Here is a 16,936-nt window from a genome sequence, read left to right on the forward strand (position 1 = left end):
AGGTTTGAGCAGATATAATAACTCAAATCCCTCCGCTGGCATTATCCAGTTCAGGTTCGACGAGTTATGTCAGTTTTTCTGACACTCTCAGCCCTTCAGGGCACCCCGTTGAGAACGATGAGTAGTTTAGTGATAGCAAATAGAATTGTAAACAGGCGATGTGTTGATAAATACAAATTTAGACAAATTAAAACAAGGTAAGATTACAGGCAATCAGTGACAATTGTTGTGTTTGTCGGTATTATATGCCTCATTTTATGATTATTGATTAGGTACAATGTGAACATTCAACAACTATTAACGCAACGAGTTTCGCAAGCAATGATTATGGCTGGTGCAGATAAAAACTGTGATGCTTTAATCAAGCAATCAGCCAAAGTTCAATTTGGTGACTATCAAGCAAATGGTATCATGGCTACCGCTAAAAAATTGGCTATGCCACCACGCGCATTGGCAGAAAAAGTATTACAACATCTGGATATTGAAGATATTGCCGATAAAGTAGAAATTGCTGGACCGGGTTTTATTAATATCTTTTTAAAAAATAGTTGGATTGCCGAGCAGAACGAAGTAGCATTAAGTAGCGATAAATTGAATATCACCTTACCGGCTAAACCACAAACTATTGTGGTTGATTACTCAGCACCAAACGTAGCAAAAGAGATGCATGTTGGTCATTTACGCTCAACGATTATTGGTGATGCGAGTGTTAGAGTCTTAAATTTTCTTGGCCACAATGTGATTCGAGCTAATCACGTTGGTGATTGGGGAACCCAATTTGGTATGTTAATCGCTTACCTTGAAAAAATGCAAAACGAACAGGCCAACGATATGGATCTATCGGATCTAGAATCTTTTTATCGTGCAGCAAAAAAACATTATGACGAAGATGAAGTCTTTGCTGAAAAAGCCCGTAATTATGTCGTTAAGCTTCAAGGCGGTGATGAGTATTGCCGTGAAATGTGGCGAAAACTGGTTGATATTACCATGACGCAAAATATTGCCACATATAAACGACTCAATGTCACACTTTCACTAGAAGATACCATGGGTGAAAGTATCTATAACAGTATGCTTCCGGGCATTGTTGCCGATCTTAAACAGAAAAAATTAGCCGTTGAAAGTGAAGGCGCTATCGTTGTGTTTTTAGATGAGTATAAAAATAAAGAAGGCGAACCAATGGGTGTTATCATCCAAAAACGAGATGGTGGTTATCTTTATGCAACAACCGATATTGCCTGTGCAAAATACCGTTATGAAACGCTACACGCGGATCGTATTTTATATTATACCGATTCACGCCAACACCAACATTTAGAACAAGTTTGGGCGATTGTACATAAAGCAAAATATGTCCCAGAATCTTTAAAACTTGAACATCATATGTTTGGTATGATGTTAGGTAAAGATGGTAAACCATTTAAAACGCGTTCAGGTGATACCGTTAAACTAAATGATTTACTCGATGAAGCAACCGAGCGAGCAGCAACATTAATTAAAAGCAAAAATCCTGATCTTTCTGATACCGAGCTGGCTCAAGTGGTTGATGCAGTTGCCATTGGTGCGGTTAAATATGCTGATCTATCCAAAAATAGAACGACTGATTATGTATTTGATTGGGATAATATGCTGTCATTTGAAGGCAATACAGCGCCTTATTTACAGTATGCCTATACCCGTGTACTTTCAGTATTTAAAAAATCAAATATCAATGAAGACAATCTAGATGGTCATATCGATTTAGGTACTGAAAAGGAACGCGCATTAGCAATTCGTTTGAATCAATTTGATGAAACAATCACAACTGTTGCCGCCGAAGGTACGCCACATGTTCTTTGTGCGTATCTGTATGATATCGCTACCCTATTTTCAAGTTTTTATGAACACTGCCCTATTTTGGCCGCAGAAAATGAAAGTTTAAAAGTTAGCAGATTGAAACTGGCCTTATTAACAGCCAAAACGCTTAAAACGGGTTTAGATATGCTTGGCATTAAAACCGTTGACAAAATGTAAGCTTATTTGCCACCGATATGATTAAATATCGGTGGTTTTGTTGGTATTTAGTTATCCGCTTAGACATCAACCTGTTTAGCTATACAAATCGATAATCCATCAACATGCTCCTTAGCAAAATTAGCAAATTCAACAAAATGTGGCGTTGTATTATGTAAATCAATCGCCTGCTGTGATTGCCACGTTTCTACTACTATATAAATATTTGGATTCTCAATACTTTGATTCAGCTCATACCGAACACAACCGTGTTCAGCTCGACTACCGATAACTAATCGTTTAAATATAGGTTTAAATGCTTCATGATACTCTGGTTTTATCGTAATGGTGGCAATAATGTTTAGTTGTGACATATTTCACCCTTATAAGTAAATTTGTTTTGTAATGATTGAAATCCTACTGTTAAGAATAAACAGCTTTTTAATAACCATGCTAATCTCATTTTTTCGACCACTATACTTATTATTAAATAGTAAGTTAGGCATATGTAATTTAATAGTTTACTCTTTAAGAGTATAAATAGACTTTTTTTAGTTTGAAAAATCTAAAAAATAATACTTTAACCATTTCATTTATTTAAATATTTTCAAAATTAAAATACTTGATCTTAACAATGAATCCATTAAAATCTCTCCCACTTAGGAATAATAATAAAGTGTAAACTTCCATGACAACTTGTATTTTCATTACTATAAGAAATATCCTAACTGGTTTATTTTGATCCTCCTTTTTGGGGGATTTTTTTTATCCATTTTTTATTAAAACTTAATAGTAACCAAATTTTAGAGGCGCATTATGACCGATAATAAACAAATGTTATCAACTAGTCGAGATCAGAGTTTGAAAGCATATTTGATGAACAAAATTAAACAAAATGGTGGTTGGGTTAATTCACATATGCATGCTGATCGTGCTTTTACTATCTCTGTAGATAGTTTTGATGTCTACCAAAAACAGACTTTAATTGAAAAATGGGACACGCTTGATAAAGTGAAAGCAGCAATGACCGAAGATGATTATTATCGACATTTTAGCATGGCGGTTGAACGCATGATTGAACAAGGTGTTACTGCCATGGGTTCATTTGTTGATATTGATCCGATTGCCGAAGAGCGAGCAATTAGAGGAGCTCTGCGCGCTCGTGAAACATATAAAAACGATATTACGATTAAATTAGTCAATCAAACTCTTAAAGGAGTCATTGATAAAGAAGCCCGATACTGGTTTGATAAAGGTGCTGATTTAGTGGATATTATTGGTGGTTTGCCGCGTCGTGATGAGCGAGATCATGGTGAAGGCATGGGATTAAAACATTTAGATGTGTTAATGCAAACCGGTAAAACATTAGGCAAAATGGTACATGTCCATGTTGACCAATTTAACTCATCAGATGAAATCGAAACCGAGCAACTTACTGATAAAACCATTGAGCATGGTATGCATGGTCGCGTGGTGGCTATTCATAGTATTTCAATTACCGCTCATAGTTTGGAATATCGTCAAAAACTCTATCAAAAAATGAAAGAAGCTAAAATGATGGTAATTGCTTGCCCATTTGCTTGGATCGATAGCCCGCGCCGTGAAGAACATGGCCCTACCCGAAATTCATTAACGCCAGTCGATGAACTTGCTGCAGCTGGGATACCTGTTGCTATTGGGACTGATAACGTCAGTGATTATATGTTACCTTTTTCAACCGGTAATATGTGGGAAGAACTTAAATTATTAGTGACTGGATGCCGTTATACAGATTTAGATAATGTAGTTAATGTTGCTACACGAAATGGACGAATGGTTTTAGGTCTTGCATAATGGTTTGATTAAAAATTTAACTGAGATTTAAACATCTTTAATAATAAAAATCCCACCTAGAGAATAACTGAGTGGGATTTTATTTATTGGCGATCATTTATAATTGATGAATTGCTGAAGAAACACGAGAAAAGTAATTACTAAGTCTTGATTTTATTTCATCTTCAGCTTGTTGTCTTAATTCACTTCGAGAATAATAATTACCATCTGTACGATCAAATTCATAACTAGGTTTATCACCTGTATAAATATACTTAACTTGCCTTGAACTTTTTTCAGCTAAAAAACTGTCATAATAACCACTTAATCCAGAAACATTTACGCTAAGGTTTAAACTATAATTATTTACTAATGTTTCAGTTCTTAAGTTATATTCTTTTTCACCATTCTTTTTAGTGTCATTTGTTACTGAACCGCCATCTTCAGAATATCGCTCATCTTCACTAAGATTAATAGTAATGTCACTATCACTGCTGTTGTAAACTAATATAATAGCATCATCATTTTTGAAATAATCTTCAACAAAATTAGAAAATGAATTTGCATTTCCTGTCACATATAGTCTTATTTTACCCTTGTTAGCATAGTCTCTTGCTTTTTGTTCCGAATCTCGATAATTACCATACTTTGCATAAGTATTCGCGGCATGTTGATAATTTGTCGCTGCTTGTCGATATTGATAACTTCGAGTCGCATTTTTAGCTATTTTTTCACCTTGAGAATAAGAATTAAACGCTTCTTGACTGATCGCTTTTTTTTCATAGTAATGAGCTAATTTTTCAGTATCTTTGTAATGACCTAATGGCTTATAAATATCAATAATAGTTCTAAAACAAGCTACCGCTGCATTATAATCACCGCTACGTATTTCCTGTTTAGCAAGATTGTATAATGTTTGTGCCACAAGCTGCCTATATTTAGTATCCGCATGAATATAGGCTTTTTCGATATTTTTATCGTAATATCTATCTAAAGATTTTTTATATAGCGCTGCTCTTTTTTCATAATCACCAGCAGAATTAGTTGGGATAGCATTTGCTTGTTGAGTATAAAAGTTAGCAATATTTTGTTTTAAACGTTCACTAGGATATTTATCCAAAAAGAATGCTAATTCGGAATTGTAAAAGTGATCACTCAACCGCTGATTAAGCTCTAATAATTTCTCATATGTTTCTTGGCGTTGTTCATCATTGGTCTTTGTGGTATTAGCTAATTCATTTTCATATTTGTTCATCACCTCGGTAACTAACTGACGCAGCTGGGCTGCATCAGTTTGCTTAAAGTTTGCCTCACTTTTTTCTTCTATTTTTATCGCTAATAAATTGATACTTTCAATATAACTTCCTTCATCGTACGCTTCTTGAAATGTGCGTTGATGCGCACAACCTATTAATAAAGAAATAAATAAAGCGCTAATGACTATTCTCATCAAATTTATCCTTATTAAAAATTGTCCTTTATAGGTATGAAAGTTCTTGAACAATACTTTCTAGCTTTGATCTTAATTCAGCACTTTGTTCGCTTTTAGCTCTTTGTTGTAAATCAGATTGAGAATCTAATGTACCCTCGTTATAGTTATGTATATGTGAAGGTACATTTCCTGAATAAATATATTCATATTTCTCTGAAGATTTTTCTATATTAAATGAGCGACTAGAGTTAAGAAGTCCTGTAACGCTTATTTCAGTCGATAATGTTAAGCTATTGCGAGTGATCGCTGTTTGTTGATAGTAAGTTAGTTCTTTGAAAGTTTCGATCTGAGTTGTATGCCCTTGATCATCTGTCTGTTGTACATATTTATCAAATACTTTTTCAAATTTTGTTTCGTTGCTAACTGATACTTGAGGGTGAGAATAATAACTATTACTAGCTACTCTAATTTTGATATCAGCATAATTTGGAGAACCAACAAAGGTGATATAATCAGCTGAAAAAGCCGATCTTATATCAGGACAATATTCGTAGGCATCACAATAAACTGATATTACCCCTTTGTCTTTATAGGTGTTCGCTAAAGAAGCCGCATCTTTATAGCGTCCAAAACGACTATATACGTTTGCGGCTTGCCTATAATATTCGCCAACTGTACGAAAATCTACACGTTTGCTAGCGCTTTTTGCCAGCATTTTTGCCTCTTGATAAGCCGCTTCGGCCATTAAAGTAGCGTATTTTTTACCATTATCATAAGCGCGTTTATCACTGTCTTTATATTTACCTAGAGGTTGATATACTGATGATGCTTGACTAAATGCCTCAGCCGCAGCTTTATAGTCTTTCTGTTTTTCGAAATCTTTACCTTGCTCATAGAAATCTTTAGCGGCAATCTGCATATATTTGGTATTAGCATTTTTATATAAAGTAGCAATATTTTTATAACTGTAGTATGACAAACCACTTTTATATAACTCAGCTTTTGTATGATAGCTATCAGAATCAGTACCAGTGATTGAATTACCATAATCATAGAAATCTTTAGCAATAATTTGCCTCAAACTTTCATCAGGATATTTATCTAAAAAGCTCACTAATTCCGTACTGTAAAAACGGTTAGTTAAGCGCTTATTCATCTCTAACAGTTTTTGATAGATTTCAATGCGCTTTTTATAATCTGTGTTATTGGTGCTGGCTAATTCATCCTCATATTTGTTCATTACATCATTAACCAGATTGCTGAGTTTTTCTGCATCAGTTTGCTTGAAGTTTACTTCACTTTTTTCCTCTATTTTTGCCGCTAATAGATTGATGCTTTCAAGATAGCTTCCTTCAGCATAAGCATCTTGAGATGTTCGTTCGTGACTACAACTCATTAATAAAAACATTAATAAACAGGCAATAATAATTCTCATCATGTTTTTCCTTATTGAAAATTGTCCATTATAGATATGAAAGATCTTTAGCTATATTATCTAATATTGAGTTTACTTGAGATATTAGATTTCTTTTGCCTTGTGTATATAATTCATCTTTCGATTTTAATCGACCATTACTATGATTATAAAATCTTGCTGGCACATCACCACTATAAATATAGTCATATTTAAATGAGGTTTCTTCAACCTTAAAGGATTTACTATAACTATAGATGCCATGAGCCTCGATGCTGGTTGTAAAGGTTAATTTGTTACTATGCGTTACCGTTTGCAAGTTATATCTTTGGTCTTTATAAGTTTTTACTTGAGTTTTGTTGCCATCTTTATCTTCAACTTCAACATATTTATCAAATATTTGTTCAATTTTAGTTTCGTTTTCTACCGACTTCCCATTAGCGACAAAATCGTCGTCATAATCAATTTTTATATCTATATCTGCATCCCGAGAGTAGTTAACAAATTTAATATAATTCGCATTTAATCGGTTTCTTATTTCATCAATAAAATAAGAAGAATAACAATATACTTTAATTAATCCTTTTCTCTCATAAGTTTCAGCTAATGAACTTGCATCAAAATATTGTCCATATGGCCGATAAATAGATGCAGCTCGCGCATAATACTTGGCTACTTCCCGATATTCATAACGCTTTGTCGCATTCATTGCGAGTTGTTTGGCTTCTCGGTAAGCTTCTTCGGCCTGCTGGGTAGCATATTTTTTGTCATTATCTATCGCGCGTTTGTCACTATCTTTATATTTACCTAATGGCTTATGTATTGATGAAGCTTGATTAAAAGCTTGAGCGGCAGCTTTATAGTTTCCTTGTTGTTCGAATTGTTTTCCTTGCTCATAGTAACTTTTGGCAGCCATCTGCATATATTTGGTATTGGCATTTTTATATAAAGTAGCGGCATTTTTATAATTGTCGTATGACAAACTATTTTTATATAATTCAGCTTTTGTTCGATAACTTTCACTGTCAGTGCCTGTGATGTAATTACCATAATCATAATATTCTTTAGCAAGAGTTTGCTTTAATTGCCTAGTGTCATACTTGTCATTGAAAAAACTGATCTGATCAGAGTAAAAGCGATTACTTAATATCTCTTTCATAGTTAATAAATGCTTATATGCATCTATTTTTTGTGGATAATCATATTTATGGAAATGATTTAGGTCTTTTTCGTAAAACTGCATTACACTACTAACAATAGTTTGTAGGCGTTTAACATCCTCTTGATCAAACTTTGCAGGCCCTTTTTCATCCAAACTGGCTGTTAAAAGATTGATACTTTCTATATAGCGACCTTCCTTAAATGCATCTTCTGCTGTTCGAGTGTGGCATGCCGTTAATAAAAATATACAAAAAATAGCAATAATCGTGCGCATAAATCACCTTTCAAAACATTCCATTCATTACTCTATATTTCCATCTTTTTATTAAAAATGGCTATTTATTATCAGTTTAAAGAAAAACTGTCAGCTGAGTTTATTATAAACTTGAAGGTATTTATTAACCTTTTTTGCTAATATCAAATTGTTATTTGTTAATTATTAACAATTAATGCTATTAACTGATTTATTAGGATTTATAAAATGATTAGTTTAAATGCGATGGGATGATTTTAACCCTTAAATAAAATAACCATTTTACGTAAGGGTCAGCAAAAATATTAAATTCGAGTTGGTTTTTTATTTACCTTTTGACGAGCAGTTTTGCTGGTCTGATTGAGTTTAATACGTTTTGGTCTAACAATCCGTTTGTCTGCAGAAGATTTGGTTGTAAAGCTTTTTATTTCAGCAGGTAAACCAACTAACTCACGTAAGTAATTAACAGAATCAATACCTAATTCCATCCATGTGCCACGAGATAAACCTTTTGGTAAAGTAATATTACCATAACGAATGCGTAACAAACGGCTAACTTGAACATCAATTGCTTCCCACATACGGCGGACTTCTCGATTGCGACCTTCGGTAATAACGACATTAAACCATTGATTCAATCCATCACCACCTTGAGGTTTAATTGAGTTAAATGCAGCTGGCCCATCTTCTAACTGAACGCCTTTGCGAAGTTGATTAAGTTGTTGATCAGTAATATTACCAAATACTCGAACAGCATACTCACGTTCAATTTCATGCCTTGGATGCATGAGGCGGTTTGCCAATTCGCCATCCGTTGTGAATAGCAATAAGCCCGATGTATTTATATCAAGTCGACCAATGTTAATCCAGCGTGCATTTTTTAAGCGAGGTAATCGCTCAAACACTGTTGCTCGCCCTTGTGGATCATTTCGAGAACAAATTTCACCTTCAGGTTTATAATAAGCTAGAACACGACAAACTTCTTTTTCTTTACTTCTTAACTGAACTAAATGACCATTGATACGAATTTTTGGACTAGCATTGACATCTACGCGATCACCTAAAGTCGCGATTTTGCCATCAACACTAATTTTTCCAGCCACAATCATAGCTTCAATTTCACGACGTGAACCATTGCCTAAATTGGCTAATACTTTTTGTAATTTTTCAGTATTATCTGATTGTGAACTTTTACGATTCGACGTTTGGCTTAATTTGGTATTTTTTTTACGAGCGATATTACTTTCTTGCTCAATTAGTTTATCTGCTCCACGTTGTTTTTTGGAAAATGCAGATCTATTTTGTTTCATATAATCCTCACTGTTACCTTCTCAGGTATCATTTGTTAACTCAATAACTCATTGATATATTATTAATTTGTTTACTCGAATGGTTTGATATCACCACTACCTTGACGAATAATATCTGGATAATCGTTAGTTAAATCAATCACTGTTGTTGGCTGTTCACTAATATAACCACCATGAACGATAGCATCTAGTTGGTGACCAATTTTATCTTCAATTTCTTCGGGATCAGATTGAGCTTCGTTTTCATTAGGTAAAATAAGCGTAGTTGTCATTAAAGGTTGTCCCAATAATTCAAGAAGCGCTAAATCAATTTTATTATCAGGAATACGCAATCCAATTGTTTTACGTTTTTCATTCATCAAACGTCGTGGTACTTCTTTGCTCGCTTGTAAGATAAAAACATATTTACCTGGGGTATTATTTTTTAATAATCGAAAGGTAGTGTTATCAACAAAAGCATAAGAAGAAAGCTCAGATAAATCACGGCACATTAAGGTAAAGTTATGGTGTTTATCCAGATTACGGATTTGACAAATACGATCTACACCATATTTATTATCAAGTAAACAACCTAGCGAATAACCTGAATCAGTAGGAAATGCAATGACGCCACCATCATTTAATATTTTGACGACTTGATCTAATAACCTTGTTTGAGGGTTATCAGGATGAATATAAAAAGTTTGGCTCATAATATTCTTCTTTATTGACAGCAGGTTAAAAAAATGTGAGGAAAGGGCTTTTTCATCACGGTTTATAGCGCTAATTGATACTATTTTAGTTCAATATATTTATTATATCCAGTTCTGCCAAATAGGTGTAACGCTACCAGGCAATGGTGTAGTTTTACCAAGATCAAGATAATTAAGCAAATCATGGAAATCCGAACCTTGTGACGCAAGTAATTCAAATTCATTAGCCAGTTTTGCTAATCGTTGTAAATCATCTTGAGTTTGGCGACTCTGAGAAACTTCAATACCATCACCACCATATGATTTAAATTCACTAATTAATAATTTTAGTTTAGTTAAGGTCAAATCATAGCGTGTCGGGTGAGCTAAAACCGCCTGTCCACCTGCCGCATGTATCGCATTAACCGCATCAGCAATACTGCACCATTTGGCAGGAACATAAGCATAACCACTTTTACCTAGATATTTTTTAAATGCTCGTTTAATATCTTTAACATAATTATTAGCGACTAAAAAGCGCGCAAAATGAGCTCGAGATACAATATCACCTTTAGAAAATTGTTGAGCTTGCTCATAAGCATTGTCTATGCTTACTTTAGCTAATTTTTCACTAATACTGATTGCTCTATCAATACGACTTTGTTCTTGTGCAGTTAATAATTCAAGCAAGTGAGAATTTTGAATATCGATATTCAAACCAACAATATGAATTTCATTATTCTTCCACATTGTTGACACTTCAACCCCATAGATTAATTTAACCGGCAAATTATCTCGTGCTATGGTCGCTTTCGCTTCTAGCAATCCCTTGATAGTATCGTGATCGGTAATCGCTAGCATATTGATTTGATTATCAGCAGCTCTTTTGACCAGTTCACTTGGCGTTAAAATTCCATCTGATGCAGTTGTGTGCGAATGTAAGTCAACAATCACTTTTTTCTCGAAAATTATTTTTAAACGTGTAATATACCACACAATTTGCACGACCACTAAAAGGTATATTATGAAAGATCAAATTCTGCTTGCTCAGCAAGATACGCTAGCTATTATTCAAGAACTTTTAGAAGATGGAAGTGATCCACATGCTCTGTATATTATTGAACATCATATTTCATCACAAGACTTTGATAAACTAGAAAAAGTCGCTGTTGAAGCTTATAAATTAGGCTATGAAGCAACCGACCCTGATGAAGATGTTGACGATGCAGGTAATGTGGTAATTGGTTTTGATATTATTACTGAAAGTCCGTTAAATGCGGAATTAATTAATGCTCAAATCGCCGAAATTATAACTCTGGCAAACCAATTTGGTGTTAATTATGACGGTTGGGGAACCTATTTTGAAGATGGTAGTGATGACCAATTCGATGAAGATGACGTTAGCGAGACCATTCATTAATAAATAATCAACTGTTAATTATGACTATTCTTATCCGCCACCAGACGGATAAGAATAGTGTTAACATTTAATTTAGTTGTTCAACACGGCTAGTTCGTTTGTGATCAGCCGTTGCAGTACGAAGCGAAACCGAAGCGTTTTTATTTATCGCTACAGGGCCATTGTAAGAATACCAATTTTTACCTTGATCTGTCGAATATTCGATAGTTAAGCCCGGAAAAACAACATTTGCAATTAATTTACCGTTTTCAATTTTGGCACCAGGCAATGGTAAACGATAGTTAATAGCTGCAAGATCTAATTTAGTTAACTCACGTTGGCCAATTAAATTAGCAAATTGATTCCAATCATTTAGCAGTTTTTGCTGATCAACATATTTTGTTTTACCTTTTTCAAATTCGCGATCTTTTTGATAATTAGTTTCCCAATCAGCTTTATGCCATGCACGCTCTGCAACACTAAGCAATCGTGGATAGGTCATATAAGCCATTTTATCTTCTGTACGAATATTCTCAGTCCAGATTTGTGCTGATAATCCATAGGCTCCTGGCCAATCCATAGTACCTTTGGCTGCAAAAGCGTCACCATTGCGATCGAACGAAGTTTCAGCATTTTGCGGTAAATTATTCGGTGCAAAACTGAAAATCTTGCGTTCATCATTGAAACGCGCAGCCCAATAGTAGCCACTTTCTTTAGGATTAACTTCATAAGGCATATCTAAATAGACATAATCAGGATTTGAAACTATCACTTTGTAGCCTTTATTGGCAAACTCATTGACTGAATCATATCCTCCCCAATATAAATTATCCCAGAAATTGACAACGACATCATCAGTGGCAAAAGCTTTTGCATTGGTAGCGAATTTTACACCATCTTGCCAAGCTTGCATGCGATTAATACCATTATTTTTGATGATTTTACTTACTTCGATAGCAAAATAACTTGGCAAATGCTCGATATTTTCCACAACACCATTACTAACAAAAGTTTGGCACGCTTTTGATTTTGCCCATGGATGATCTTCAACGCTTTGATCTATTAAGCCTTTACCAGCCTCTTTTTTAGCTACATGGATATCTTGATAACCATTACCAAAGTGAATATTTTTCGCTTCATCACCGCCAAAATGCCATGTAGAAATCGGTTGTCCAGCTTCAGCATGCATTTTGGTTATTTCACTAATAACTTTATTAGCAAATTTTTTCGAAGAATCTAAACATGGATTTAGATAACTTTGGCGATTGTAGAATTGCACCGTAGTAGTATTCGAGGTATCAGTAGGATCAAGTAATCGATATTCATTCGCCTCTTCGGTTTTTCCTTGCTTCATTAAGCGTTGATATCTCACTTCCATTGATAAAATAGCAGCTCTAGCATGTGCAGGCATATCTATTTCGGGGATCACTTCAATGAATCGGTCATTGGCATACTTAACTATTTCAATATAATCTGCACGACTAAGATAACCACTACCATTATTATCACTGTTTGGCCCAGATCCAAGTTGTGGTAATAAGCACTGCTTTTCAGTTAAATCATGACAACGTTTGCTACCAAAATCAGTGAGTTCAGGTAGATCTGGAATTTCTATGCGCCAACCTTCATCATCACTTAAATGGAAGTGGAATTTATTCATCTTATATTTTGACATCATATCAAGTAACTGTAATACCGCTTTTTTGCTTTTAAAGTTTCGACCGATATCTAGCATCATACCCCGATATTCAAAACGAGGAGCATCTTCAACTGAAAGTGTGTTAATAATTTGCGGTTTACTAACTGTTATTGACGATAATATCGATTCTACAGCATAAAAAATCCCACTTTCATCAAATGCCACGATAGTTGCACCTTGTGGGGTTATATCTAGTTTATAACTGCCATTTACACCTTTTTCAAATGCAGTTTTATCAATTGATGCATTGACTTTGAACCCTTGCTTTGTCACAGCAATATTTAATTGTTTGAAATGATTTTCTAACACTAATTGGCTTGGTTTTGCTAAGCCATTAAGTATGAGATTAACACCACTTTGATTTAGGGTAATAGATTCTTTACCAACCGTTAATTTAACTGGTGTTGGTAAAATTTGACCTTTTAATAAATCAGCATCAATTTTTTGAATATCATTATTACGTTGATAACGGTTTTCGGGGGTCATTAGTATATTATGGTCATTAGGTGATATTTTCCATTGTTCACCTAATGGCGCCACAAATGCCGATAAATTATCAGAATCAGTATTGGTGTTGGCAATTATTTTAGGTTTAGCATCAGTTGAAGTTACATACCAGCGAGGCATCACATCACTCTCACTAATCTGCCAATATTCACCAATAATTGGGATTGTTACTACTGAGTTGGCAGGAATATTGGTAAATTTCGCTGTTGGTTCTAATTTATGTAAATCGCCGGTTACATGAGTTATTCTATACTGATCATTATTTATTGCTAAAATCATTCGAATATTGTGAAAATAGATTGCCCAATCTTTACTGGTTATTGCTGGGCCAGTGTTTTTAAGCGTTAAAGTAACTTTGTTACAAGCAGCCCAATCTGCACCTAATGCAGCACAATCTACCCCATCATTAACGGCATTATTATCGACTATTTGATAATTTAAACGCAGTTGTGAACTCATCGTATCAACTATGTGTTGTGAAGCATTAACTGATTGACTGGCTCCTAGAGTTAATAATGATGTGATTGAAGTAGCAAGTATAGCTGATTTAAACTTTTTCATATCGGTTACCTATTTTTGTTTAGCATTGAAAATGGTGAAAGGGAAAGTAACAATAAATTTGATATCGCGTTCATCTTGGAAAATATTGCCATATCCACCACCCCAGCTGTTTATATGACTTTCATGGTTATTATATTTGGTATAGTGTAATTGGAATGAAGTATCTTTAGCCCAACTATCTTGGACGGTATACCCCAAATCAAAATTATAAGCCGATTCTACTAAACGATTTTTTTGATTTTTTGCTTTTGAATCTGGTTTAGCATCCCAACCATAAGCATAAGATGCACCGGTTCTCCAACCAGTCAAATAATGATTTAGATGACTTAAATCATATGTCACCTCAAAAAATGCGGCTTTTTCGCCATTGGCATTAAAATCAGAACGTGAATTCCACCAAATATCTAACCGACCATTAGATGAGGCATAATCTGGCGTCATACGTTGTAAAAAGAACCCTTGTTCACCTTCTGCTTTTACCGACACCCCTTCAAGTCGTAAACCAACTGGACCAACTTGGTAACCTAAAGTAGCTGCTTGTAACCATGCTAAGCCATCATAAACATTAGCACCTTTATGAGATTGGTCTTTAGCGCCATAAAACTGATAACTCATTGTTAATGGATTATTTAACACATCAGTTTTATAAGAAGCTTTAGTAAAAAATTGATTCATATAATTCTGAGCTTGGCCAAAGGCACTTTCAAGTACAAGATCATTCTTAAAATCATATTTCATACCTGCTGAGTGTAAAAAATCGATTTTTTTACCCTTTCCCCAGCGCCGGAACTCATAAAGACGTTTATACCAAGGTGCTTTGTACTTATCCGCCCACATATAGGACATAGATAAAGCACCCGCATCGTCAAAATCAATAACGCTACCAAGTTCTACTCCACGATAGGTACCGGGTAATAAACTCCAGTGTGGAGCTAGTAAAGTTTGCCCAGACGGTTGAATATAACCAGTTTTGATCCAAAACAATTCATCAATCTTAAAGTTAAGTTGCGCTTTATAAAAACTTAAGCCACTGACATCTTTTTTCCAATCTTCCTCCCAACGAGTATTCGCACCACTAAAACCAATTTCATTTGGATGCCCTTTACCGCCATTACTGACTTCCCAAGCACCATAACCGCCCAACTCAATAGCGAGTCGATCAGCGATATAACCTGATCTAAAATCTAAATTAGTATTAAATGACGAATGTCTGAGGTTTTTTTCATATTTATGTTCAAGAAGATTTTTTCTTTCGCGATCACGATTCCAGAAAAATACATTACCAGTTAATGACGCATCATCAATAAAATTATTAGTATATTCGGCTTGTGCAGGACATATACAGGTTAATACGGTAATAGATAATAAAAGCTTAGTAAAAAGATTAAAACGATAAGGTAAAATCGGTAAATTATTATGATTCATAGTTGCTTCCCTAAAATTATACTGTGTAACTGACCACAAAATTCCCTAATATTTAATTGGTTTTTATAAGTCAAACTGAATGTATTACTGCTTTGAATTGCTATCTAGACAACATTTATGAAACATACTTAAGGTGGAAATAGGATAAATATGCATTTTTATAATGCATAAACATATTTTAGTTCGCAAATTAATTAATCTAAATCCGTGATCTAAATCACCAAAAAAATTAATTTTTAACTTTTAAAAGTAAAATCACCCTCACTTTTTTTACACAAAAAATTAATTATTCTTCAACCAAAAAATTTAAAAGGAACCAACTTATAAAATATATATATCTGAATAAAAACAATAATAAACAAATAATAAAAAAGAGAAATGTATAACATTTCTCTTGATAATTGATTTAGATAAAAATGAAAACAGTTGTTTTAATTTTCGGTATCCAATTCTTCAAAACTTTTCACTAATTCATCAATTGCTTTCATCTGTTTTAAGAAAGGTTCAAGTTTTGCTAATGGTAATGCGGAAGGACCATCGCATTTTGCACTACTCGGATCTGGGTGAGACTCTAAAAATAGTCCTGCAATACCAACAGCCATTCCCGAACGAGCAAGCTCAGTAACTTGACCACGACGACCACCAGATGCTGCGCCCATTGGGTCACGACATTGTAGAGCATGGGTAACATCGAAAATTACTGGCGAGCCATTGCTGGCTTTTTTCATGACATTAAAACCGAGCATATCAACAACTAGATTATCATAACCAAAACAACTACCACGATCACAGAGAATCACTTGGTCATTACCTGCTTCTTCAAATTTTTCGACAATATTACCCATTTGGCCAGGGCTAACAAATTGGGGTTTTTTAACATTAATTACAGCACCTGTTTTAGCCATTGCAACAACCAAATCAGTTTGTCTTGCTAAAAAAGCCGGTAATTGAATAACATCAACAACATCAGCCACAGGTTGACACTGTTCTTCAGTATGAACGTCAGTAATAATTTTAACCCCTAACTGCTGTTTTAATTCTTGGAATATTTTCATTCCTTCTTCTAATCCAGGTCCTCGATAAGAGTGAATGGATGAACGATTCGCTTTATCAAAAGAAGCCTTAAAAATGTAAGGAATATTTAATTTATCGGTTACCGTTACGTAGTGCTCACATATTCTCATTGCTAAATCGCGAGACTCGAGCACATTCATACCTCCGAATAACACGAAGGGTAAATCATTTGCTACCGTGATATTACCGACTTTTACTCTTTTTTGTTTAATCATAAATTTATTCC

Annotated in this window: 13 protein-coding genes and 1 riboswitch; of the genes, 3 read left to right on the plus strand and 10 right to left on the minus strand. The window is 34.4% G+C overall.

Going from position 1 to position 16,936, the window contains the following annotated elements:
- Window positions 1–9: 9 nt before the first annotated feature.
- A riboswitch (TPP riboswitch) is annotated at window positions 10–118 on the minus strand.
- A gap of 161 nt (window positions 119–279) precedes the next feature.
- On the plus strand, window positions 280–2,013 hold the full coding sequence (gene argS, locus H3T54_RS01440) for an arginine--tRNA ligase (protein WP_198220521.1): 1,734 nt from the start codon (window positions 280–282) through the stop codon (window positions 2,011–2,013).
- Between the two features lie 59 nt (window positions 2,014–2,072).
- Here the strand turns inward: argS and H3T54_RS01445 are convergent, their stop codons facing one another.
- Window positions 2,073–2,366: a putative quinol monooxygenase gene (locus H3T54_RS01445; RefSeq protein WP_086357150.1), complete on the minus strand. Its 294-nt coding sequence runs from the start codon at window positions 2,364–2,366 to the stop codon at window positions 2,073–2,075.
- Window positions 2,367–2,808: 442 nt separating this feature from the next.
- On the opposite strand from H3T54_RS01445, the gene H3T54_RS01450 reads away from it, so the two are divergent.
- Window positions 2,809–3,825, plus strand: coding sequence for an amidohydrolase family protein (locus H3T54_RS01450; protein ID WP_198200306.1), 1,017 nt, complete (start codon window positions 2,809–2,811; stop codon window positions 3,823–3,825).
- 97 nt (window positions 3,826–3,922) lie between these two features.
- On the opposite strand, the gene H3T54_RS01455 is transcribed toward H3T54_RS01450, so the two are convergent.
- From H3T54_RS01455 to H3T54_RS01480, 6 genes are all read right to left on the minus strand, one after another.
- A complete protein-coding gene (locus H3T54_RS01455) occupies window positions 3,923–5,254 on the minus strand; it encodes a hypothetical protein (protein ID WP_198220523.1) in 1,332 nt (443 codons plus the stop codon).
- 28 nt (window positions 5,255–5,282) lie between these two features.
- Complete coding sequence (locus tag H3T54_RS01460) at window positions 5,283–6,674, minus strand: hypothetical protein (protein ID WP_198220525.1); 1,392 nt, start codon at window positions 6,672–6,674, stop codon at window positions 5,283–5,285.
- Window positions 6,675–6,699: 25 nt separating this feature from the next.
- Window positions 6,700–8,085, minus strand: coding sequence for a hypothetical protein (locus H3T54_RS01465; RefSeq protein ID WP_198220527.1), 1,386 nt, complete (start codon window positions 8,083–8,085; stop codon window positions 6,700–6,702).
- A 284-nt stretch (window positions 8,086–8,369) separates the two neighbouring features.
- The gene (rluB, locus tag H3T54_RS01470; RefSeq protein ID WP_198220529.1) at window positions 8,370–9,374 is read right to left on the minus strand and encodes a 23S rRNA pseudouridine(2605) synthase RluB; all 1,005 of its coding nucleotides are present in this window, start codon (window positions 9,372–9,374) and stop codon (window positions 8,370–8,372) included.
- A gap of 71 nt (window positions 9,375–9,445) precedes the next feature.
- Window positions 9,446–10,066 carry an L-threonylcarbamoyladenylate synthase gene (locus tag H3T54_RS01475; protein WP_086320192.1) on the minus strand — a complete coding sequence of 207 codons (621 nt, stop codon included), beginning with the start codon at window positions 10,064–10,066 and terminating at the stop codon, window positions 9,446–9,448.
- Between the two features lie 102 nt (window positions 10,067–10,168).
- Window positions 10,169–11,041 (minus strand): PHP domain-containing protein, encoded by an 873-nt coding sequence (locus H3T54_RS01480; RefSeq protein WP_198200311.1) that lies wholly within the window; start codon window positions 11,039–11,041, stop codon window positions 10,169–10,171.
- A gap of 28 nt (window positions 11,042–11,069) precedes the next feature.
- Here H3T54_RS01480 and rraB point away from each other — a divergent pair, with 28 nt between their 5' ends.
- Window positions 11,070–11,465, plus strand: coding sequence for a ribonuclease E inhibitor RraB (gene rraB / locus H3T54_RS01485; protein ID WP_110447577.1), 396 nt, complete (start codon window positions 11,070–11,072; stop codon window positions 11,463–11,465).
- Between the two features lie 67 nt (window positions 11,466–11,532).
- Here the strand turns inward: rraB and H3T54_RS01490 are convergent, their stop codons facing one another.
- The 3 genes from H3T54_RS01490 to kdsA form a co-directional block, all read right to left on the minus strand.
- Entirely contained in the window at window positions 11,533–14,211 is a 2,679-nt protein-coding gene (locus tag H3T54_RS01490; RefSeq protein WP_198220531.1) for a beta-N-acetylhexosaminidase, read from the minus strand.
- A 9-nt stretch (window positions 14,212–14,220) separates the two neighbouring features.
- Entirely contained in the window at window positions 14,221–15,636 is a 1,416-nt protein-coding gene (locus H3T54_RS01495) for an OprD family outer membrane porin (RefSeq protein ID WP_198220533.1), read from the minus strand.
- A 431-nt stretch (window positions 15,637–16,067) separates the two neighbouring features.
- Window positions 16,068–16,922, minus strand: coding sequence for a 3-deoxy-8-phosphooctulonate synthase (gene kdsA / locus H3T54_RS01500; protein WP_110448040.1), 855 nt, complete (start codon window positions 16,920–16,922; stop codon window positions 16,068–16,070).
- Window positions 16,923–16,936: the final 14 nt, after the last annotated feature.

It is taken from the genome of Gilliamella sp. B14384G10 (genome assembly GCF_016101685.1).
Classification (GTDB): domain Bacteria; phylum Pseudomonadota; class Gammaproteobacteria; order Enterobacterales; family Orbaceae; genus Gilliamella; species Gilliamella apis_A.

Excerpts from the sequence above, each read along its gene's own strand:
- H3T54_RS01445 (WP_086357150.1), bottom strand. The coding sequence starts at position 2,366 with ATGTCACAACTAAACATTATTGCCACCATTACGATAAAACCAGAGTAT.
- H3T54_RS01450 (WP_198200306.1), top strand. The coding sequence starts at position 2,809 with ATGACCGATAATAAACAAATGTTATCAACTAGTCGAGATCAGAGTTTG.
- H3T54_RS01455 (WP_198220523.1), bottom strand. The coding sequence starts at position 5,254 with ATGAGAATAGTCATTAGCGCTTTATTTATTTCTTTATTAATAGGTTGT.
- H3T54_RS01460 (WP_198220525.1), bottom strand. The coding sequence starts at position 6,674 with ATGATGAGAATTATTATTGCCTGTTTATTAATGTTTTTATTAATGAGT.
- H3T54_RS01465 (WP_198220527.1), bottom strand. The coding sequence starts at position 8,085 with ATGCGCACGATTATTGCTATTTTTTGTATATTTTTATTAACGGCATGC.
- rluB (WP_198220529.1), bottom strand. The coding sequence starts at position 9,374 with ATGAAACAAAATAGATCTGCATTTTCCAAAAAACAACGTGGAGCAGAT.
- H3T54_RS01475 (WP_086320192.1), bottom strand. The coding sequence starts at position 10,066 with ATGAGCCAAACTTTTTATATTCATCCTGATAACCCTCAAACAAGGTTA.
- rraB (WP_110447577.1), top strand. The coding sequence starts at position 11,070 with ATGAAAGATCAAATTCTGCTTGCTCAGCAAGATACGCTAGCTATTATT.
- H3T54_RS01490 (WP_198220531.1), bottom strand. The coding sequence starts at position 14,211 with ATGAAAAAGTTTAAATCAGCTATACTTGCTACTTCAATCACATCATTA.
- H3T54_RS01495 (WP_198220533.1), bottom strand. The coding sequence starts at position 15,636 with ATGAATCATAATAATTTACCGATTTTACCTTATCGTTTTAATCTTTTT.